Origin of the sequence: Sphaerospermopsis kisseleviana CS-549, from assembly GCF_028329225.1 — a bacterium.
GTDB lineage: Bacteria > Cyanobacteriota > Cyanobacteriia > Cyanobacteriales > Nostocaceae > Sphaerospermopsis > Sphaerospermopsis kisseleviana.
Genome location: NZ_JAQMTI010000272.1, coordinates 20,272 through 40,935 on the forward strand (window position 1 = coordinate 20,272; position 20,664 = coordinate 40,935).

General features: G+C 35.9%; 28 protein-coding genes. 7 read left to right on the plus strand and 21 right to left on the minus strand.

Features of this window, described 5'->3' with window-relative positions; genetic code table 11:
- Window positions 1-18 precede the first annotated feature (18 nt).
- The 15 genes from PN497_RS21405 to serS form a co-directional block, all read right to left on the minus strand.
- Window positions 19-996, minus strand: coding sequence for a hypothetical protein (locus PN497_RS21405; RefSeq protein ID WP_096572031.1), 978 nt, complete (start codon window positions 994-996; stop codon window positions 19-21).
- 69 nt (window positions 997-1,065) lie between these two features.
- Window positions 1,066-1,749: an endonuclease III gene (gene nth, locus PN497_RS21410; RefSeq protein WP_371851436.1), complete on the minus strand. Its 684-nt coding sequence runs from the start codon at window positions 1,747-1,749 to the stop codon at window positions 1,066-1,068.
- 193 nt (window positions 1,750-1,942) lie between these two features.
- Entirely contained in the window at window positions 1,943-3,037 is a 1,095-nt protein-coding gene (gene rseP, locus PN497_RS21415; protein WP_096572029.1) for an RIP metalloprotease RseP, read from the minus strand.
- 389 nt (window positions 3,038-3,426) lie between these two features.
- Complete coding sequence (locus tag PN497_RS21420; RefSeq protein ID WP_096572027.1) at window positions 3,427-3,648, minus strand: type II toxin-antitoxin system HicB family antitoxin; 222 nt, start codon at window positions 3,646-3,648, stop codon at window positions 3,427-3,429.
- Between the two features lie 2 nt (window positions 3,649-3,650).
- Window positions 3,651-3,878 (minus strand): type II toxin-antitoxin system HicA family toxin, encoded by a 228-nt coding sequence (locus tag PN497_RS21425; RefSeq protein WP_096572026.1) that lies wholly within the window; start codon window positions 3,876-3,878, stop codon window positions 3,651-3,653.
- A gap of 311 nt (window positions 3,879-4,189) precedes the next feature.
- Complete coding sequence (locus tag PN497_RS21430; protein ID WP_096572025.1) at window positions 4,190-4,573, minus strand: PIN domain-containing protein; 384 nt, start codon at window positions 4,571-4,573, stop codon at window positions 4,190-4,192.
- Window positions 4,566-4,808, minus strand: coding sequence for a hypothetical protein (locus PN497_RS21435; RefSeq protein WP_096572024.1), 243 nt, complete (start codon window positions 4,806-4,808; stop codon window positions 4,566-4,568). Before PN497_RS21435 ends, PN497_RS21430 begins: the two co-directional genes overlap by 8 nt.
- 264 nt (window positions 4,809-5,072) lie before the next feature.
- Window positions 5,073-5,423 carry a DUF5615 family PIN-like protein gene (locus PN497_RS21440; protein WP_096572023.1) on the minus strand — a complete coding sequence of 117 codons (351 nt, stop codon included), beginning with the start codon at window positions 5,421-5,423 and terminating at the stop codon, window positions 5,073-5,075.
- The gene (locus PN497_RS21445; RefSeq protein WP_096572022.1) at window positions 5,424-5,735 is read right to left on the minus strand and encodes a DUF433 domain-containing protein; all 312 of its coding nucleotides are present in this window, start codon (window positions 5,733-5,735) and stop codon (window positions 5,424-5,426) included.
- A gap of 155 nt (window positions 5,736-5,890) precedes the next feature.
- Window positions 5,891-6,112, minus strand: coding sequence for a type II toxin-antitoxin system HicB family antitoxin (locus PN497_RS21450; protein WP_096572021.1), 222 nt, complete (start codon window positions 6,110-6,112; stop codon window positions 5,891-5,893).
- Window positions 6,113-6,114: 2 nt separating this feature from the next.
- Window positions 6,115-6,342, minus strand: coding sequence for a type II toxin-antitoxin system HicA family toxin (locus PN497_RS21455; RefSeq protein ID WP_096572020.1), 228 nt, complete (start codon window positions 6,340-6,342; stop codon window positions 6,115-6,117).
- 308 nt (window positions 6,343-6,650) lie between these two features.
- On the minus strand, window positions 6,651-7,052 hold the full coding sequence (gene vapC / locus PN497_RS21460; protein ID WP_096572019.1) for a type II toxin-antitoxin system tRNA(fMet)-specific endonuclease VapC: 402 nt from the start codon (window positions 7,050-7,052) through the stop codon (window positions 6,651-6,653).
- Entirely contained in the window at window positions 7,053-7,280 is a 228-nt protein-coding gene (locus PN497_RS21465) for an antitoxin (protein ID WP_096572018.1), read from the minus strand. It lies immediately after the preceding gene.
- Window positions 7,281-7,643: 363 nt separating this feature from the next.
- Complete coding sequence (locus PN497_RS21470) at window positions 7,644-8,123, minus strand: CVNH domain-containing protein (protein WP_096572017.1); 480 nt, start codon at window positions 8,121-8,123, stop codon at window positions 7,644-7,646.
- Between the two features lie 167 nt (window positions 8,124-8,290).
- Window positions 8,291-9,571, minus strand: a complete 1,281-nt coding sequence (gene serS, locus PN497_RS21475; RefSeq protein ID WP_096572016.1) for a serine--tRNA ligase — start codon at window positions 9,569-9,571, stop codon at window positions 8,291-8,293.
- A 371-nt stretch (window positions 9,572-9,942) separates the two neighbouring features.
- On the opposite strand from serS, the gene PN497_RS21480 reads away from it, so the two are divergent.
- Window positions 9,943-10,521 carry a Uma2 family endonuclease gene (locus PN497_RS21480; protein WP_272110842.1) on the plus strand — a complete coding sequence of 193 codons (579 nt, stop codon included), beginning with the start codon at window positions 9,943-9,945 and terminating at the stop codon, window positions 10,519-10,521.
- Window positions 10,522-10,579: 58 nt separating this feature from the next.
- Here the strand turns inward: PN497_RS21480 and PN497_RS21485 are convergent, their stop codons facing one another.
- Window positions 10,580-11,149: a DUF3611 family protein gene (locus tag PN497_RS21485; RefSeq protein WP_187040224.1), complete on the minus strand. Its 570-nt coding sequence runs from the start codon at window positions 11,147-11,149 to the stop codon at window positions 10,580-10,582.
- A gap of 184 nt (window positions 11,150-11,333) precedes the next feature.
- On the opposite strand from PN497_RS21485, the gene PN497_RS21490 reads away from it, so the two are divergent.
- On the plus strand, window positions 11,334-11,864 hold the full coding sequence (locus PN497_RS21490) for a cofactor assembly of complex C subunit B (protein WP_272110838.1): 531 nt from the start codon (window positions 11,334-11,336) through the stop codon (window positions 11,862-11,864).
- A 411-nt stretch (window positions 11,865-12,275) separates the two neighbouring features.
- Here the strand turns inward: PN497_RS21490 and PN497_RS21495 are convergent, their stop codons facing one another.
- Window positions 12,276-12,596 carry a DUF3155 domain-containing protein gene (locus PN497_RS21495; protein ID WP_096572014.1) on the minus strand — a complete coding sequence of 107 codons (321 nt, stop codon included), beginning with the start codon at window positions 12,594-12,596 and terminating at the stop codon, window positions 12,276-12,278.
- A gap of 407 nt (window positions 12,597-13,003) precedes the next feature.
- Here PN497_RS21495 and PN497_RS21500 point away from each other — a divergent pair, with 407 nt between their 5' ends.
- Complete coding sequence (locus PN497_RS21500; RefSeq protein ID WP_096572013.1) at window positions 13,004-14,377, plus strand: GAF domain-containing sensor histidine kinase; 1,374 nt, start codon at window positions 13,004-13,006, stop codon at window positions 14,375-14,377.
- A 103-nt stretch (window positions 14,378-14,480) separates the two neighbouring features.
- On the opposite strand, the gene PN497_RS21505 is transcribed toward PN497_RS21500, so the two are convergent.
- Window positions 14,481-15,722 carry an S-layer homology domain-containing protein gene (locus tag PN497_RS21505; protein ID WP_096572012.1) on the minus strand — a complete coding sequence of 414 codons (1,242 nt, stop codon included), beginning with the start codon at window positions 15,720-15,722 and terminating at the stop codon, window positions 14,481-14,483.
- A 285-nt stretch (window positions 15,723-16,007) separates the two neighbouring features.
- Here PN497_RS21505 and PN497_RS21510 point away from each other — a divergent pair, with 285 nt between their 5' ends.
- Window positions 16,008-16,133: a hypothetical protein gene (locus PN497_RS21510; protein ID WP_255427166.1), complete on the plus strand. Its 126-nt coding sequence runs from the start codon at window positions 16,008-16,010 to the stop codon at window positions 16,131-16,133.
- Window positions 16,134-16,140: 7 nt separating this feature from the next.
- On the opposite strand, the gene PN497_RS21515 is transcribed toward PN497_RS21510, so the two are convergent.
- Window positions 16,141-16,827 (minus strand): conjugal transfer protein TrbI, encoded by a 687-nt coding sequence (locus tag PN497_RS21515; protein ID WP_096572011.1) that lies wholly within the window; start codon window positions 16,825-16,827, stop codon window positions 16,141-16,143.
- Window positions 16,828-17,038: 211 nt separating this feature from the next.
- On the opposite strand from PN497_RS21515, the gene PN497_RS21520 reads away from it, so the two are divergent.
- From PN497_RS21520 to PN497_RS21530, 3 genes are all read left to right on the plus strand, one after another.
- Window positions 17,039-17,206, plus strand: coding sequence for a hypothetical protein (locus PN497_RS21520; protein ID WP_272110839.1), 168 nt, complete (start codon window positions 17,039-17,041; stop codon window positions 17,204-17,206).
- On the plus strand, window positions 17,203-17,337 hold the full coding sequence (locus tag PN497_RS21525; RefSeq protein WP_272110840.1) for a hypothetical protein: 135 nt from the start codon (window positions 17,203-17,205) through the stop codon (window positions 17,335-17,337). The genes PN497_RS21520 and PN497_RS21525 overlap by 4 nt, the downstream gene beginning before the upstream one ends.
- A gap of 151 nt (window positions 17,338-17,488) precedes the next feature.
- Complete coding sequence (locus PN497_RS21530; protein WP_096572010.1) at window positions 17,489-17,731, plus strand: hypothetical protein; 243 nt, start codon at window positions 17,489-17,491, stop codon at window positions 17,729-17,731.
- Window positions 17,732-17,840: 109 nt separating this feature from the next.
- Here PN497_RS21530 and PN497_RS21535 read toward each other — a convergent pair whose 3' ends face one another.
- Together PN497_RS21535 and PN497_RS21540 are read right to left on the minus strand one after the other, a co-directional pair.
- Window positions 17,841-19,457: an iron uptake porin gene (locus tag PN497_RS21535; RefSeq protein WP_096572009.1), complete on the minus strand. Its 1,617-nt coding sequence runs from the start codon at window positions 19,455-19,457 to the stop codon at window positions 17,841-17,843.
- A gap of 144 nt (window positions 19,458-19,601) precedes the next feature.
- Entirely contained in the window at window positions 19,602-20,204 is a 603-nt protein-coding gene (locus PN497_RS21540; protein ID WP_096572008.1) for a Crp/Fnr family transcriptional regulator, read from the minus strand.
- Window positions 20,205-20,664 lie beyond the last annotated feature (460 nt).

The following is a 20,664-nucleotide window of genomic DNA, read 5'->3' on the forward strand; positions in this document are numbered from 1 at the left end:
GTCGGGTTTCTTATTTTATTAATCTTCTTGAAATCTCCCTAATAATTCCTCACGGGATAATTGCAAAAGTAAAGGTGTAAATTCTTCCCTAGATAGGGTAATGATTTTATCAATCACTTTCTCTAACTCAGCATCAACTTTACCAAAACGTACTTGTAAAATACTTTCGGCCATCCCACGACGTTCTCTTTTTTCTCCTTCTTCTCTTCCTTGATATCTACCTTGTTGCAGTCCTTGTTGCAGTCCTTGTTGCAGTCCTTCTCTTCGCGTTTCTTCTTTAATTTGTTCTAATAATTCCTGATACATTTGTGATAATTTCATAATCAACTCCTGATCATCTTGATCAATATCCTTTTCTTTTTGCTGTCTGGCTGATAACATGGCTATTAAGTCATGTACTAATTGTATAACATTTTCTAGCTGTGGGTTATTGTTAGCTAATGCTTCTAACTCTTCCACTGCTTTTCTCTGTACCCTACCCCTACCTAATACCCTTAAAAATAAGGTTTCTGGTGTACTGGGTAACTGGTGAATAACGATAATACCTGTCCTTGATACTTCGTCTAATAAATAAACTCCTTTACCCCATGTTTGATAATCTAAACTCAGATCAATACCTCTGAATATTTCCTCTGATGCAGTAGGTGTGAATATCCATAAAAATGGTAATTGGTTTTCACTAATGCGGGTATTATTGCGTTTTGCTTGTCTTTCTAAGTTTGCATGAATATCAAATAGTTTACCCTTACAACTTCTGATTTCACTTCTATCAACGGGGTTACGAAATGGTTCAAAAACTACGGAAGTTGCATGAATTCCCATTTTTCCCAATAGTCCTAATTTTTCGATGTTTTCAGGATTTGAAGATGGGGTAAATAATACGTCTATCTGTCTTTTTTCTGAGATAATATCTTGACTGACTTCTACTTTTCCGTAGGGTGTAAATATCTCTGTTAGATATTGTTTTGCAAACTGATCATGAATAAACCGAGTCATGGAATTTTAGATTTTGGATTTGGGATTTTAGATTGATTAAAGATTGATTATAAACAATTTGATTATAATTTAATTATCTCCATTCGTTAAATTCTTCGCACACACATCAACCAACTCACAAACATCACAACCAGGAGAACGTGCTTTACAAACTGCACGACCATGATATATTAAACGAATAGACCAATTTTCCCATTCTGGTTGGGGTAATAATTTCATTAAATCTTTTTCAATATTAATAGGTTCAGTATTTTTTGTTAACCCCAATCTTTGACTTAACCGCTTGACGTGAGTATCTACAGTCACCCCTGCATTAATACCATAAGCGTGCGCTAAAACCACATTTCCAGTTTTTCTCGCAACTCCGGGAAGTTTTAATAATTCTTCCATTTTATTGGGAACAACGGAGTTAAAATCATCAACAATCATCCGACAAGCAGCTTTGATATTTTTCGCTTTATTGCGATAAAAACCCGTAGAACGGACTAATTCTTCTAATTCAAAAATATCCGCATTTGCTAAACTTTCTGCATCAGGAAACCGACTAAATAAAGCTGGAGTAACTTTATTCACTCGTTCATCTGTGCATTGTGCAGAAAGAATTGTTGCTACTAATAATTGTACAGGAGTTTGATAATTTAAAGAACAAGTCGCATCAGGATAAAGACGATGGAGACGAGAGAGAATTTCTAAAGCGCGTTGCTTTTTTGATGATTTTGATAATTTTGATAATTTTTTAGTAGTCACATCAATAATATTTGAATTTATTTTATTTGAAATTTAACTTATTTCTCGTTCCCATACTCTGTATGGGAATGAATTGTATAAGACTCTGCCTTTTTTGTCAAATAGAGGTAGAACCTCTAGATCACATTCCCAGTCTGAGACTGGGAACGAGATGATCACATTCCCAGTCTGAAACTGGAATATACAAGCTAAAATTTGCTTACAAGTTCTGGAATATTTGTTGCACAAATTCTAGTTGCAGAGTTTCTTTGAAAATTAAGAAAATACCTAATCCTAAAAGTAGGACTAAACCTGTTTGCATGACACCTTCTTGAATTTTTGCTGGTAAGGGTTTACCAAGTAAACCTTCAATCAAAAGAAAAGCTAATTGTCCACCATCTAAAGCAGGGAGAGGTAAAATATTAATGATGGCTAAATTAATACTAATAATTGCTGCAAAAGATAGCAAATTTGCACTATTATCTGCTGCTAATTTAGCACCAATTTTCACAATATTCACAGGTCCTGAAACCTGACTTGCTGTTTGTTGAAAATTAGTTATTAGCTGTCCAAATCCTTTGATTGTACCAATAAATAGCTGTTGAAATCTATCAGCAGCAACGCTGAAAATTTCTATGGGATTTTGGGGACGACGATAAACAGCTTCTCCATTTGGTCCTAGTTCAATTCCTACTAAACCTTTACCATCAGCACTTTCTGTAGGAGTTAATTTTAAAGCTATTTCTTGATTTTGACGCTGAATTTTCAGGTTAAGTTGTTGATTTGGATGAGTTTGAATTTCTTTAGTCAGCAATAAGGTAGAATCTTTACTAGCAGCTAATTCCTGACCATTGACGCTGATAACAATATCACCTGCGCGAATACCAGCTTGGTAAGCTATTGATTGTTCATTAACAGGTTTGACAAGTACACCAGGTTGATATTGAAATTCTTGGGGTATACCAACAATACCTATTTGCAAAGCGAGAACAAAATAAGCAAATATTAAGTTTGCTATCACACCGGCGCTAATAACGATCGCCCGATCTAAAATAGGACGATTCCGCAATAAGTTGGGATCATTGGGAGGAATTGCGCTATCTGGATCATCGTCGGGAAAACCAACAAACCCACCCAAGGGGAAAGCGCGAATGGTGTATTCTGTCTGTGATCCTTGGTACTTTAAGAGAGTGGGACCAAAACCCAAAGAAAAGCGGTTAGCGTAGATACCTTGAGAACGTGCGGCTATAAAATGTCCTAACTCGTGTACTAAGATCAAAATAGCCAAAACTGCGATCGCTGCTAAAACTGACATAGAGCAAATAAGTCAAAATATTTCGGATATATATTTCTATTGTAGTTTGGGAATGGACTCAGAAACAAAATCTGCTGTTATTTATTGTCAATTGCAAAGAAAAGCGCAAGTTATGGTAATTTTGCTAATTTCCAGGTTTTGAGCTAAACTTGTCTGATAGCGTAGCGCAAGCCATATCAGGATATCCAGGATTTGAGGATGTACAGGATATCTTCTTTGCGCGAAATAGATTTTTGTCAGAATCAGGACACCCTTCGGGAAGTCAAAAGTCAAAATTCAAAAAATTATTTCTTTTCAGAAGTTGCGCTAATTCAAATATTTCAGAATATTAATATCAAATATAATCCTGTTAATCCTTTCATCCTGGTTATCCTGATTCTGACAGTTAATTATACATTACTGAGTGCTTTAACCTGAGAAATAGCACGTTCAACATCTGGTAATTTTTGACCATGTTTTTCTGCTGTTTCTAACCATAAATCTCTGACAATGATCAATTCTTGTAATGTTTCTTCTAAAGTTTCTCCCTGTGCTAAACATCCTTTTAATGCTGGAATTTCAGCAACGAAACCGCCTTCTTCACAGGGATAAACAACTATGGGATAATTCATAATTACGCTCCTTCTATCAATTCTAATACTCGTTTAACATAAATTGATTTTACCCGATTATTATGTACGGGAATTACTAAAATTATATCATCTTTGATAAAGATATGATGACTACCTGTAATTCTATCTAATACAAAATTATCTAATTCTAACAGTTTACGAATATCACTGAATTTGGCATTATTGGGACTATTTGTTAATTTTTCAATTAGTTTATCTTTTTTGACCATTTTCCGCGATTTGAGGATCTACAGGATGGTTTTTTAATATTCAGCTACATTTTCAGAAGTTGCATTTTGTCAGAATCAGGATATCCAGGATTTGAGGATTTACAGGATATTTTTTTAGTATTCCTCTACATTTTCAGAAGTTGCATTTTGTCAGAATCAGGATGTCCAGAATTTGAGGATTTACAGGATGGTTTTTTAATATTCATCTGTATTTTCAGAAGTTGCGCTAATTTTAATATCCCAGAATATCAATATCAAATATAATCCTGTTAGTCCATTAATCCTGGATATCCTGATTCTGACAGTGGATTTTAACGTAATATTCTAACTTCAACTCCCACATTAATATTACTCCATAAACGATCAGTAGTTAAAACAGGTTGGTTAAGAATAATACCTAATGCTAAACAAGCTCTATCACCAAATGAAAGTCCAATTGATTTAGTAATTGGGCGTAAAATTCCCGCTTTTAATGCTTGTTCTTCATTAAAATCAATTACTTCCAGATTCAGATTATTTATAATTAAAGTAATATCATTTTCTGGTATTCCTGCATCTGCTAATTTAGCGATCACCTCAGATAAATTAACCGTACTAATTGCAGCTTTATCAATAAATTTTAATACTTCTTCGCTTCCAGGTTCTTCATTGAGTAAAGCTAAAATTGCCGAAGCATCTAAAACAACTTCACTCATTTAAAGTTTCCTCTCTCCGTTCCTGAATTAATTCTTCAGATAGTTTTCTAGTAGGTGGAATATACTTTCTAAAAATAGCTTGGGCATTTTTTACAGAATTATGTAAATTATCACTTATTGGGTTATCTTCTAGTACAATAACTGCTTTATATTCTCCCTTTGGGATATCTACAAGAGAATCAACTAACAATTTGCCATCACTGGTTATAGTTACTGTTACACCTAATGTAATCATAGTCAACTCCATTGGTTAATTAGTTTATTAATTATATCAGAAAATGTGCATTTTGTCTGAATCAGGATGTACAGGATGGTTTTTTAATATTCATCTACATTTTCAGAAGTTGCGCTAATTTTAATATCCCAGAATATCAAAATAAAATATAATCCTGTTAATCCTTTAATCCTGGTTATCCTGATTCTGACAGTGCAATATATTATAAAAATAATAAAAAATGGTGCATTAAATAAAGTTGATTAACGCACCCTAAGAGCAGTATTATTTAAAAGGAATATATTCAACGACATTCATCCATTCATCAATCTCTGAAGCTTTAGCAATAAATTCTAAATCTTGCACAAATTGACCAATTGTACCACCTAGTTGATGTCCAAAAATTAATCCTGAAAACTGTTTTCCTTCTTTTTGCCAAGTTTCCGCTAAAACTCGAAAACGGATATCTTGAGTAAATAGAACTCGTTTAATTTCTGTCACTCTTTCTAATAAGTTATCATCAGGAAGTTCTTGGGTTTCATCATCAAAAGCAGTTAATACATCCACACCCCGACGACGCAATTGTGATGTAATAGATTGAGGTACATGAACATCCATATATAAAGCAATGGTCATTTACAACAGTCCTTTTGCTTTCATTCTGTTGTAAAATGGAGATGATACTAATTCATTTTTGCTTTGTTGTACTTGTTCCCATTCCTCTTTAATTTCTTGGTCAATTTCTTCTTGGTGGTCAAAGTAATAACCCATAGTAGCATGAGCTTCAGCTTGAGTTAAATAAGGATGTTGACGACACATTTCTTCTACTGACCAACCATAAGCAATATAGTCCATGACAATTTGTGCTACTCTAATTCTGGGAAAACGCTTTAATCTTGCTGGTTGATTTTCGGTTTTTTCAATATGCGGGTAATTCAGGGTTAACATATTTTTTTATATAGCTAAGTTGCTTGAATCACTATATTTTAGTATATCATTTTTTTGTCTGAATCAGGACACCCTTCGGGATATTCTGTGAATATCAATATCAAATATTATCCTGTTAATCCTTTAATCCTGGTTATCCTGATTATGACAGTTAATTATACATTACTGAGTGATTTAACTTGAGAAATAGCACGTTCAAAATCTGGCAATTTTTGACCATGTTTTTCGGCTGTTTCTAACCATAAATCTCTGACCATGATCAATTCTTGTAATGTTTCTTCTAAAGTCTCTCCCTGTGCTAAACATCCTTTTAATGCTGGAATTTCAGCTACAAAACCGCCTTCTTCACAGGGATAAACAACTATGGGATAATTCATGATTATGATCCTTCTATCAATTCTAATACTCGTTTAACATAAACTGATTTTACCCGATTGTTATGTACGGGAATTACTAAAATTATATCATCTTTGATAAAGATATGATGACTACCTGTAATTCTATCTAATACAAAATTATCTAATTCTAACAGTTTACGAATATCACTAAATTTGGCATTATTGGGACTATTTGTTAATTTTTCAATCAGTTTATCTTTTTTAACCATTTTCCGCTAATAGAATTTTTAACATTATTTGTCTGAATCAGGATGTCCAGGATTTGAGGATGTACAAGATGGTTTTTTAATATTCAGCTACATTTTCAAAAATTGCATTTTGTCTGAATCAGGATGTCCAAGATTTGAAGATGTACAGGATGGTTTTTTAATATTCATCTACATTTTCAGAAGTTGCGCTAATTTTAATATCCCAGAATATCAAAATCAAATCTAATCCTGTGAATCCTTTAATCCTGGTTATCCTGATTCAGACAGTTAAATTTTAATAAAAAAACGGTGCATTACATTTTATTAACTTACTCAACCCAATTTTCTAATAATAGATTAGGAATGCGAGAAAATTCGCAGATATTGTTAGTAACTAGAGTAACGCCTAAACTCATTGCATGAGCAGCAATTAACATATCCATTTGTCCAATAACAAGACCTTTACTTTCTAAATTACTTCTAATACATCCATAAATTACTGCTGCATTTTGACTAAATTCTACAATTTCTAAAGGTAGTAAAAACTGAATTAAAGCATTTTTATTTTTTTCTTGTTGCTGACTTTTATAAACACCATATTCTAATTCAGCAACGGTAATGGAAGAAATACCAATATCAGAAATTGACAAAGTTTGAAATTTTGATATTACTTTTTCTGGTTTTTGCTTAATCAGATAAATACAGATGTTGGTATCGAGAAGATATTGCATTTAAAATTCCTCTCTTTTATCAACAGGAAGTTGATCTCTAGTGTTCATAAAATCATCAGAAAATTGATCTAAACTATCAATTAAACTTTGCCAAGGGTTCTCTTTACTAATAAGAATAATTGCATTACCAATTTTTTTAATATAAACCTCTGTACCTGTCATTTGAAAATCTGGGGGTAATATGACTGTTTGCTGAGTACCATCACTGCTAAGTTTAGCTGTATTCATGATATGTGGTTTTTAGGTTAGTTGTTTATTCTTTGATTATAGCTAATAATTGTCAGAATCAGGATGTCCAGGATTTGAGGATGTACAGGATGGTTTTTTAATATTCATCTACATTTTCAAAAATTGCATTTTGTCTGAATCAGGATGTCCAGGATTTGAGGATGTACAGGATGGTTTTTTAATATTCTTCTATATTTTCAGAAGTTTCACTGATTTTAATATTCTGTGAATATCAAGATCAAATATTATCCTGTTAATCCTTTAATCCTGGTTATCCTGATTCAGACAGTTAAATTTTCATAAAAAACGGTGCATTACATTTCATTAACGCACCCTACGAGATGAGCGATCGCACTGTTGATACTATTCATCTATTCCAATGATACTTCCAAGTCTATTAGTAAAATACCTATCTAAATTAATGAAAGTCCAACCAAATTGCCCACGTCTGTTTGCACACTGACTTCGTAAACCGACAAAATTAGTTCCTTGTATCATAAACAATTCAGTATTTCGACAACTTCTAGAAAAAAATCCGCCTGTTCTAGCTATTAATCCGAAAGGGTTAGGAATAGGTTGGGTATAGACATATTCTAATCTACCATTTTCATTTTTAATGTAAGCGTCTAGGTTAATAGCTGGTTTATATATATAACCTTTTGGTGTTTTACAATTTGCCTCTAATACAACTCCGCTCTTTAGAATAATATCAAAACAAGAACGAGAAAAATGCTGTGCTTTAGCAGTCGTAGAAAAAGAAACTACTCCCACTACTGTTGTAGTTAATATAAATAAATTTCTACAAAGAAATTTAGATGAAATAGATAAGAAATTCTTATTCATTTAACCGTTTTCCTTTTTTGTCAAAAATTATGAAATAATTATCAATTATCTTACACATTTATATCAATAGTTTAATAATAATTGTTATTTGTTTACTTAACATCATGATCCGTTACATAAATTTACGTAGAGACGCACCCCAAAAACGCCTCTACAAAACCCCTAAACTACAAAACCTCCCTACCCAAATAAACCTGCAAAACCTCCGGTACTTTAATCGTCCCATCAGCTTGCTGATAATTCTCCAAAATCGCCGCCATAGTCCTTCCCACAGCTAAACCAGAACCATTTAAAGTATGTACAAACTGCGTCCCCTTCTTCCCCGCTTCCTTAAACCGAATATCCGCCCTTCTTGCTTGAAAATCAACACAATTAGAACAACTAGAAATCTCTCGATACTTCCCAGAAGATGGCAACCAAACCTCTAAATCATAAGTCTTTGTTGCCCCAAAACCTAAATCACCAGTACATAAATTAATCACTCGATAAGGCAACTTTAAACCCTGTAAAATTGACTCTGCACTAGCAACTAATTTCTCTAATTCCTCAAAAGAATCTTCCGGTTTTACTAACTTCACCAACTCCACTTTATTGAATTGATGCAACCGAATTAAACCCCGCATATCCCGGCCATAACTTCCCGCTTCCCGACGAAAACATGGCGTATATGCACAGTGATAAATCGGTAATTCTTCCGCGTTTAAAATTTCCCCACGATAAAAATTTGTTACCGGAACTTCCGCAGTAGGAATTAACCACAATTCATCATCTGCACATTTAAAACTTTCTTCTGCAAACTTCGGTAATTGTCCAGTTCCCGTTAAAGAATCAGTATTAACTAACAACGGTGGACTAACTTCAATATACCCATTTTCAATATGCTTAGAAAGCATAAATTGAATTAACGCCCTTTCTAAAGCAGCACCCGCACCTATCAAACTGACAAACCGACTTTGGGCAATTTTTACCGCCCTTTCAAAATTCAAAATACCCAATTTTTCCCCAATTTCCCAATGAGGTAAAATATTCTGATTTTCCGGTTTATATTCATCTCCCCATCTTCTCACTTCTGGGTTATCATCTTCACTTGCACCGATGGGAGTAGAATCACTAGGAAGGTTAGGAAGTGCTAAAAGTAAATCTTGAATTTGCGCTTTTAACTCTTTTTCCTGGGGTTCTAATTCGCTTAATGTGATTTTAATATTATTCCCTTCTTCTTTTAAAGCAAGAATTTCCTCACTTTGTGGACTAACACCGGATTTTACCTTTTGTCCTACCAGTTTACCAATTTCATTACTCCGCGCTTGTAAATCGTTGCGTTTTCCTTCCAGTTCCCGTTGTTTTTGACTTAAATCTAATATAGGCTGAATGTCATATTTACCACTACGAGTATTCAGCTTTTCTTGTACGAGTTGGGGGTTTTCTCTAATTTGTTTAATATCCAGCATTGGTGAATTTTGTGAGTTTTTGTCAATTATACTCGATTGAGGTGATTATTCGTAGGGGTTTAGCAATGCTAAACCATTTCTTGCATCATCAATCATATCTATTATTAACACCAGTTTTATACAATAACCACACAAAATCATCAGATTAATCAAAATCCCTTTTTCATCCGCGTTTATCTGCGTTCATCTGCGTTCAAATCTCAATATAGAATGTAGGTTGGGTTGAGGAACGAAACCCAACATTTAGAGGAACGAAACCCAAAATTAATAAGATATTGATAAGATTTTGTTGGGTTGCGCTATCACTTAACCCAACCTACAAAATATGATAAACTAAAATCAAAATCAAAATCAAGAGGTTTTCAGCAATGATGACATCTGAACCAGTAATTTTAAATATCAAAAATGTCGGTTTAAGTGATGAACAATTTTTTAATCTCTGTCAAATTAATGAAGATTGGAAACTGGAAGAAACAGCTAAAGGAAAGTTAATTATTATGCCTCCAGTGGGTGCAATTAGTGGTAATAGAGAATCAGAATTTAATGCTGATGTTGCAATTTGGAATCGTCAAACTAAGCTAGGAAAAGTATTTATTTCTTCCACTATTTTCACTTTACCTAATGGTGGTAAACGTTCTCCTGATGTCGCTTGGGTAGCTAATGAACGTTGGGATGCTTTAAGCATTGAAGAACAAGAAAAATTCCCTAAAATTTGTCCTGATTTTGTCATAGAATTACGTTCTCGTACCGATTCTTTAACTCAATTACAGGAGAAAATGCGAGAATACCTGAATAGTGGTTTAAGGTTGGGTTGGTTAATTGATCCGCAAAATCAACAAGTAGAAATTTATCGTCAAAATCAACCTGTAGAAGTTCTATCCTTACCGACAACTTTATCAGGAGAAGATGTTTTACCAGGATTTATTTTAGAAGTACCTAATTTTCCATGATTAATAATAGCATTTATCCCAATCACCAATCACCAATCACCAATCACCCATTACCAACCTACTTTGTAATCCGATTTAATAAAAATAGTGAAGCTATAAGTCCTGAAAAATGCGCTGATACAGTATTTATATTTGCCTGTACTACAAGCATATCTAAACCGCTAATAATCCGAGTGGGGTCAAATAATTGCGTTGTTACTGCTTGTGGCGAAATTGACCTAGCAACCAGTGTACCTACAATCGCTTGCGCTCCTAACAGTGTGACTAAAATTCCACCTAAATTTACCCATAACCCTAATCTTAATACTTGCACACTTTCCAGCTTACGAGGACGGTTACTAGGATTTGAGGATTCTAATTGTTTGCCAATTGTTGTATACCTATAGGCTAAGTAAATACCCGCACCTAAAACAATTAGTCCACAAACTGCTAAAAACACACCAAAGCCTGTTCCGGGATTATTACTAGGGCTTCCTGGTCTTTGACTAAAAAAGGCAAATAATATCACTATTATACCAGAAATTACCCCTAAAACTAATTGTATCCAAAAACTAATCCAACCTGCTAGGCGAAACATTTGGGCGATCGCTCTAATATTAGAGGATGGGGTTTCAAAATTTTGTGTCATAAATCTAAATATTAAATATATTCGGTAATAGGTAATGGGTAATGGGTAATTGGTAATGGGTAATGGGTAATTAAATAATTATTCTCAGTCACCAATCACCAATTACCAGTCACTCATCACTGCTTCCCTTAACTTCCAGAATAATTGATAATGTATATGTCAGATCAAAAAGTCAAAATTAATTATGGGTAATACTATTGTGCAATCTACTTTCCTACTCACTTTACTTTTATCAGTAGGCTTATTTTTCTTTATTCGTGCTTCTACAAAAGACCGCACTGAACAAGCGCAGTTAACTTCTGAGCAAGATGAAGCTACTTTGATGAACCAACTCAAGGAGTATTTTCGCTCCCGTTCCTACCGTGTAACATCTATAGAGAAAGAAAGGAATCAGGTTAATTTTGAAGGATTTGTTAGACCTAGCTGGTTTTTAGCTATATTCTTAACTATTTTAGCCGCAGTTGGTTTTGCTTGCCTCTCTTTGGTTTTATCTCAGCTTTTTTCTAGTCACAGTCCATTTTTCTTGGTTTTAGTCCTGCTGTCACCATTAAGTGGTATATTTTATTGGCGCAAAGCAGGAAGACTTGAGAAAGTGTCACTCAAAATGGAGTCTACCCCAAATGAACAACACTCCTCAAGTGTAATTACTGTCATCGCCCATCGTGATGAACTCGCTGAGTTACAAAAGGCATTACAGTTAAAAATGGTTGACTAAACTTGATTTGTTAGTCTAGGCTTGACAATCGCATCCTGATAATGAACTGCTAACTTCTGACAGACTTTTGAGGAAAGAGAACAGTAGGGAGGAAACACACCAAATCTTATATGGGTAGTTTTGCTTTTAGATACATTTGGCAATTAAAGCTCATTATATCTAAGCAAAACATATTCTTGTGTGCTTGATTTTGTTGCTACTCCCTCCTGTATGATTATCTTAGATATAAAACCATGCAATCTAAAACTGCACAGGGTTTGACAATCTAAAGTGAATTAGCGCTACTGACAGTTCAGCTACAAACTTAAAAAAAATTGAATTTTTGCATAAACTGATCAATTTTGCCAGTTAATTAATGCCACAGTCAGAAGTAAGAATTAGGATTCAATGCGTAAGAGATAATTTTAGAACTTAGCGACTTGCCACAGCCACTAATTCTTGTTGACTAGCTGGAGTTTCCAACACTCTCAGACTAGGAAATAGAAAATGATTCTCTTCTACGTATTGAGCGCCAAACAGACCTTTTTCCGCCCAGAAATAACGGTCTGTAGTGTGTTCGTTGCGTTTTACAAGTAGCAAGGCAGGAGGCAAGATACCTTCAGCTTGAATGAATTTTCTCGCTGCTGTCACAGGTTTATCTTCGCCACTTTCTATGCTGTACTGAGGTACGTGTTCTAGAATCCGTCGTCCTTCCTGACGACGACGACTTTTCCGTTTGCGTCTCCTTGCCAACCTATTGTCCTCCTCTTTCAAGCTATAAGTTTGTAGTCATAGCTACAAAACCCGTCGTAATTATATAAGTTATAACTGAAAAAATCAATGGTTTTTAACCTTTTGATACAACTAAAGTCATCTGTTAGCAATTTAGAAAAATTATCAGTAGCAAAGTATCGTGTACACTACAGTATAAATCACTAGAAATTCGGAAATGTATCAAGTTTTTTGGTCTTAGGGAATAGAGAACAGGGAACAGAGAATAAATTGCTGTGTAATTCATTAGACTGGAAAACGCTATAAAATATTTAGTACAGCAGAAGGCAGGGGAGGTAGGGGGAGCAGGGGAAGATTAATAACCCAATCCCCAATCCCCAGTTACCTGCTATCAGCCGCTAGTCCATAATCCTGAGCAAGAACTAAAAATGTTAATTTCTGCTAGTTCTGATTTTATTGCTCTATGCAAAGAGCAAATATCTCTGTTAACCCAAGGACTGGGAGCGTCTTTGAGTGTTGTCTATTTAACTCAAGAATTAGTAGACACTCCCACAGGTGAGGCGCAATTAATTCCAGTGGTGGTTTACCCAGAGACAGTAAGATTAAAACAAGCCGAGGATCTGGTTCAGGGTCAAGACAACAAGCAAATAAAATTTAGTAAAATTTTGGCATTACCAGACCAGCGGGGAAAGTTATTGACAGCAGGTTCAGCTTCTGATCCTCCATCCCCGGAGTCAGAAAATACAAATACACCCCTACCAAATTTAGAAGATGAATATATATTCAGTGGTAATCAAATTGTGTTACCTCTGATTTATGAAAGTGTGATGATGGGGTTATTGGTGACAGGAAGAGAAGATCGACCTTGGAATGAATCGGAAGAAAGGGAAATTCAACGCATAGCTAAAACCCTAGCGATCGCCTGTATTTTAGATCAGCGTCAAGTTTGGTTACAACAACAATTACATCAACAACAACTTCTGCAAGAACAACAACGGGATTTATTGGATAATCTTTTACACCAGTTTCGCAACCCTTTAACAGCTATTCGCACCTTTGGGAAACTGCTGTTTAAAAGATTGCGGCCAGCAGATCCTAACCGAGATGTAGCCACCAGTATAGTTAGGGAAAGCGATCGCCTCCAAGAATTATTACAACAATTTGATCAAGTTATAGACTTAACAGATACAGATTTAACCCCCATTCCCCTGCCAGAGTCTAAACTGCCAGAATCCAAAATTGTTGTTGAGGCATCTGTACAGAAACCAGCTAACCCACCCCTATTATTACCAGGAACAGGAGAAAATATTATTGATTGTCACTTACAAGATTTATTAGTACCATTATTAATATCGGCTCAAGCTATTGCTCAAGAAAGAAATCTAGAATTAATAGCAGATATTCCTGAAAGTTTACCATTAGTAAAAGCTAATATCAAAGCATTAAGAGAAGTATTGAGTAATATTATTGATAATGCCTTGAAATATACCCCTGCTGGCGGGAAAATTTGGATTCAAACCGGACTGCAAAAAGTTAATTTTCAAGGTTTAGCTATTAGTGATACAGGTCCTGGTATTCCTCCAGAAGACTTACAGCATTTAGGAGAAAGACATTATCGCGGTGTACAAGCACAAACAGAAATTCCTGGAACTGGTTTAGGAATTGCGATCGCCAAACAATTAATCGCACAAATGCAAGGAGAAATCGAAGTTTTCAGCCCTGCATTAAATTCAAATATTACTTCCCCAAAACATCCAGGAACTACCTTTATTATTTGGTTGCCGGAAGTAGGTGATAGCTAACTGGGGACTGGGGACTGGGGACTGGGTAATCAATTTTATTTTTCCCAATCACCAATCACCAATTACCAATTACCAATTACCAATTACCAATCACCAATTACCACTATTGCACAGAAATTAATAGATTTTGATTAATTGTCATTTCTAAATCTGTGTTAGGTTCAATGGCAATTAAATCCACACTATTTCTACCAAAGAAAAGACCAATCAGCGCCCCAATACCAGCACCTCCGAGAACTTCTTCTGTAGCCACGGCGCGATCGCCTGTCACCGCAGATACTGCTGCTGCTGCTCCTGCTCCCAATATAGTATTTCTGATAATTGAACTGGTGCTAGTGCCTTTCCTCACAGTTTCCACTTTGGTAATCACATCAGAACTAGCACTCACATTATATTCTTGCCCTGTGGTTAAAACTAATTTTTGTGCTACAAATTGAGAACCACCTTGAGCCGGTCTAAGTTCACCTATCACCTGACTTCCCGCAGGAATCACTACTCTACCATCTTGGGTAATTACACTTTGTGATGTAGTTAAAGTTAAAGGTGCAGTTTCATCTTTAGTCACCAGAATTTTTTCAGCCCGTTCATACTTGACAGGAATCACTGTTCCTTGGGGAATGGTAACAGTTGTAACTGGTGGTGGTGTGGTTTGCAGAGCTACAATATAAGGTGAGTTAATAGTCGCAGCCTGATTAGCACTCACTAAAGCTTGGTAAATGAAAGCCGCTACTTGCGCTCTGGTTGCAGTTACACCAGGATTGAGAAATCTCACATTAGGATAGTTAACTACAATACTTCTTTCAGTGGCCGCAGCAATGGGAGTACGAGCATAGCCAGAAATACTTCCAGAATCATTGAATAATTGTAGAGTGCTTTCCACATTACCAGTAGCAGCATATTCTAAACCATTAGCCAAAGAAACTAAAACTTGTTCACGGGGAATAGCTTGGTTAGGTCTAAAAACATTGCCAGGATATCCTGATAAAAAACCAATAGAGTAAGCTTGTCTAATGGCGTTATATGCCCAAGAATTACTAGGCACATCATTAAAATTGATAGGTTGCCGTTGTGCAGACTTGCTAAAAGCTTTATTAATCATGGCTGCAAACTGCGCCCGTGTCACCGGTTCTTCTGGACGAAATGTACCATCAGGAAATCCCGCAATTACACCCCGTTGTGATAACTGTTGAATAAATTGTGATGCCCAATAATTAGATGAAACATCAGAAAAACCAGTTTGTGCTAAGGTTGGTGCAGATGTTATTAAAGGTGTTACACTGCCAACTGTGACACTCAAAGCCATGAATAAGGCTGTTTTTGATTGCAAGCGATTTAAAGTAAACATTGATTTTACTCCTGTAAAAATTATAAGAAGGAACAAGGAACAGGTAACTTTTAACAGGGGATAGGAAAAACATGAAAAGTCTTTTGCTATCTGACTTTGATAATCACTGTTTGTCCTAACCTACCTAGTAACTGCTTTATTTGTTTTTTTTGTTATCTACTCTGTTAACTACTTAGACAATTTTCACCTTAAACTGTTCCCAGTTGTTTCTTGAATTTGTAAATAGTTTTACTTTTAGGTTTACTGTCATTGATAGAAATACGAATTTAGTAACAGCAGTGAATTATGACTTTAGTCATCTACTTTAGTCATCTATTAAATATTGTTTTTAACATAAAATCAAGCGATCGCACACAATATTTGCAATGGCGATCGCTTTTTCAGCATCATAAAACTCACGACTGCAATTAAGTTAAGTCTAGTTACGAGATAGTACCAAATTAGACAAAAGTGTGATATCTAAATCCTCTTCCGTCCGCAAAACGAAAACATCAGCCTGTTTCTTCCGCAACAGCACACTTGCTAAAGCACCCGCAGCAGCACCACCAATAGGTTCTAAAGTTTCAATTTTCTTGTTACCTGTCAGTAGTGAAATCACAGTAGCTGCACCAGCACCAATAGCAGCATCAGTTAAAACCTGTCCAGTATCAGTTCCTTTGGAGATTTTTTCAGTTTCGGTGATAGTGCGAGAATTAGCATTAATCTGCTGCCGTCTTCCACTGGCAAATACTAATTCTCTAGCTACAAAACGTACACCTTGTCTATTATTACTGCTAGAAAGGTTCACCGGTTGTAACTCCCCTACCACCTCAGTATTAGCCGGAATCAACACATTTCTGTTACTGTCGATAATATCATTAGCTATTTTCAGCGTTAAAGGTAATCTTTCTCCAGGATTCACAATTACTTTCTCTTTTTCATAAGTCACAGGTAAGGTGACATTTGCCGGAATGGTAATGGTTCGGGGTTGGTTAATATTGAATTGTCCCTGATTAAATTGTGCCTGAGCAGGAGCAAAGGTAAATAAAGGGGTGACAGCACCTGTAGTAATGGCTATTGTCATCAGTGCCGCAGTTCCAGACTGCCAACTCATAAGACTTCTCATATATGATATTTCCAATGATGTGGATAGATTTGATGACGTGGGTTGACCCGGATAGTTTCTTCTATTATCAGTTATCCGTTAGTAGTTGACTTGCATAGTAGATATGGTGCTATATTATATGCCAGGTGACGCACTTGGCTACGTATGGCTATTACTTAGTCATTCACTGACTTAAAGCGATAATAGCAATAAGTAACATAAACTAACTGCTATGCCATCAGATAAGCCAAGAGTGACATTAAGACTGGAAGAGGAAGAGTATAAATACTTAGAAGATTGGGCATCTCAGGAATTTTTAACCGTGCCTCAGTTAACTAGAGTCATTGTCAAAAGAGCGATCGCCCAAAACAAACAAAACAGCCCGCAAAAATCAGCATGAGCAATGAAGAAAACATTTCAAAACACGCAGTAACTGACCCTAAAAAGTGTCGTGAAATAGCTGATAAGTATGGATGGGAACTACTGCGGGTAGAACCTACAAAATCTAAAATTCTTAAATTCGACGGTTAGTAGCATACAGTGATTTTACTGTAATTCTGTCACAAAGCCAAAAGATGACAGGAAATTTTGAGCAAATGTGGGTATTTGTTAGTATTGGTTAAGAAAACATTAACTAGCTACTAACCCCTGCCAATAATCTGTATTTTTGAGGATTACCCAAATGAGTGAAACAGCTACTCAAGTGCCTATAAATACTATTGTTCCTATGCTGAATGCAATTAGCGATCGCCAATGGGAGCAATTTAAAATGTTAGAAACTGATTTTGTACGTCAGTATGGTCTAGAAGTATGGGAAGAAGTGTTTAATTTCCGTCTCAAACCAGCATTAGATAAAGATTCAGACCGTTGGTTATTAATTCAAAAATGCAGCCAGGGGATTAAATCAGTAAAAACCGTGGCTTAGTTGAGGTAAATATACAGCTACATATTCCCAAACAAAAACCCGCCCTTGGGCGGGTTAAAATTTGTAGGTTTAATGAAACGCCTACGATGCTACTAACTCATCACTTAACTTAGAAGCTGAAGGTTGTACGCAAAGTACCTACATAAATTGTGTCGTTGTTATCGTTGTGATCAGGATTGAAGATCACCAACAAACCAGGAGTAATCAAAATGTTGTCGGAAACCTTCATCTTATACAGACCTTCTAAATGGTAAGAAGTGCTAGGTTCTCCATCTACTGATGTACCATTAACTTTCCCACCAGTAAATTTAGGTGGTTGACCAAATATTAGACCCAAAGTGTTGCCTTCTCTACCCAAGTCTTTCAGACCTAATGTGGCTGCCCAGTACCAAATATCTGCACTTGCAGCAAGACCAGTGACAGTATTAGCAGTTGTGTAACCAGCCCAGCCGCCTAATGTAATTTTAGCACTGGGGTTAAAGGTAAACTGTAAACCGTAGTTGTTAGATTCAACAGGAACATCAACATCATTTACTGTTACACTACCTGTGCCACCCAATAAGTTTACATCACCAGCAGTCTGATAAGATTGAGCATAGGTGAAACCTAGATTTAAGGCTTTATTTGGCTTGAATGCTAACTGACCAAAAATAGTGCTACTACCATCAAACAAACCTTCGCCAATAGCAGGATTAGCAGCCTGATTTCTACCTCTAGCAAAATAAGCTGCACTTAAAGTCAATGGTCCTTGAGGATTAACGTTAACAGTGATACCTGCACCATCTTGAGCTAGGCGATAGATAGGGCTGAAACGTCCGTAACGGGATAGCGCACCTGTACCACTGCTTCTGAAGTCAGGGTTGAAAACGTTAACGTTTTCGTTCAACTCCCCACCAACAGCGTCAATCCTGACACGGATTTTTTCGCTCAGGTTGAAAGTGTAGTTGAGTTTGTCAATAGTAACACTGTTGCCACCGCCACTTTCATAACCCAGTTGGGTCATGGGAGTACCTGTGACAGCAGTATTTAATGATGTAAAGTTACCTGCATTCAACCGGGTTTGCAACACATCAGTACCCATGAAGCTGCTTTCTAAACTCAACCGCACCCGGTTGGAGAAAGTTATGTTGCTGTCTAAATTAGGATTGTTATTGGGGTTGTTGTCTTGATCAGCTTGTTTATCCCCAAAAGCCTGAGACACACTGAAAATCGCTTCCCCTCTCAGCTTGGTAGTAGTAGAAAACTGATTAGCTTCTAACTCAGCAGTACGAGCTTCTAAAGCATCTACACGACCACGCAGAGTTGCTAGTTCAGCAGAAAACTCTTCTTGTAATCGTTGCAAGGTAGCTAAATCTTCCTTGCTTACCATATCAGCGGTAGCTGTAGCAATCAATTCGTTAACTCGGTCTAAGCAAGCATTCAAACCTGCTGCAAATTCATACCGACTCAAAGCACGATTACCGCGGAAAGTACCATTAGGATAACCTGCAACACAACCGTAACGCTCAACTAATGACTGCAAAGATTGAAACGCCCAGTCAGTGGGTTGCACGTCGGAAAATTGAGAAACGGATGTTACTTGACCGATGCTATTAGCTTCTTGAGATAACTGTGCAACACTGGTTGCTTGTTGATTGACTTCGTTTGCTAAGGCACTGTTAGCAGACAGCAAGGTAGCTGCAATAACTGGACTAACTTTTAGAACATTCCAAAATAGTTTTGTCATGTTTTTACTTTCACTCACACCTAAGGAATTTTGATGATTATGATAAAATACCCGAAGTTTTCAGGGCATTTACACATAAAATTCTTTGTATTCACTATATATTATTTATGGTATCCAGCACAAGTCTCAAATTAATATTTTAAGTTAATTTTTGGAAGAAATACTGGTTAATTGGGTCTGTAAATTCAGCACAACACTGCGTCTATGACGTGATATTTTTCCTTCTTCCTCAAATTTCTGCAATAGTCGTGTAACTGTGACTCTCGTTGTGTTCAACACCTCTGATATCTCTTGATGTGTAAGATTTAAATCAATCAACTTACCCTGTTCTATATCCCGACCAAATTTTTCACTCAACCACACCAAAAATTTCCACAACTTTAGAGAAGTTGGCTTACGATGTAATATGCTTAAAAGTTCCTCTGTTTGCTGAATGTAGTGCAATAATGCCTTTATCTCTTCATGCCAGAGATGGGGCGGTATCAAAGTCGCTTCTACACTGGTCAAACACTCAATATGGTAGGGGTTGACTTTTGACAAAGGATAGCCAACTATATCTCCTAAACTCCAATAACCCAAGGTGATATATGTTCCATCTTCATTCCAAGTCAAGGTACGAACTAACCCTCGATCAATACGCCACAATACATCATTGCTGACTGGAATTATTGACCGACGAGTAAATATTTGTTGGTTTAAATGTTTGTTTTTAGGGTAGATGAGGGTTTCAGTTGTGGAAAACATCATTTTTAGTTAGATGGGTATAAATTTAAATAACGTAAGTTGCTAGTTCTGCAAGAAAGGCTCTCAAATCAAAGTAAGAAGGATAAGTAGACAGCAAAAAAGCAGGGAACACCATTATAATTCATTCTTTCTCCTGACTCCTGACTCCTATTCCTAACTAGCAACTTGGGTTAATAGATTTTAGATGGAAGATATTTTTACGCTATCTTGCATTGACTGTAATATTAAAAGTTTAAGAATAGGTAAGCTTTTAGTGAAATGTATGTTATTTAGGGTTTGCTGAATAAATATGAAAACTTTACAGGTAAAAAGCAAGATATATCAAGGGTTAGTAGCTAGTTACTGTTTTCTTAACCAATACTAACAAATACTCACATTTACTGAAAATTTCCTGTCATCTTTTGCTTTGTGACAGAATTACAGTAAAATCACTGTATGCTACTAGGATTCAAAACCCAACTCA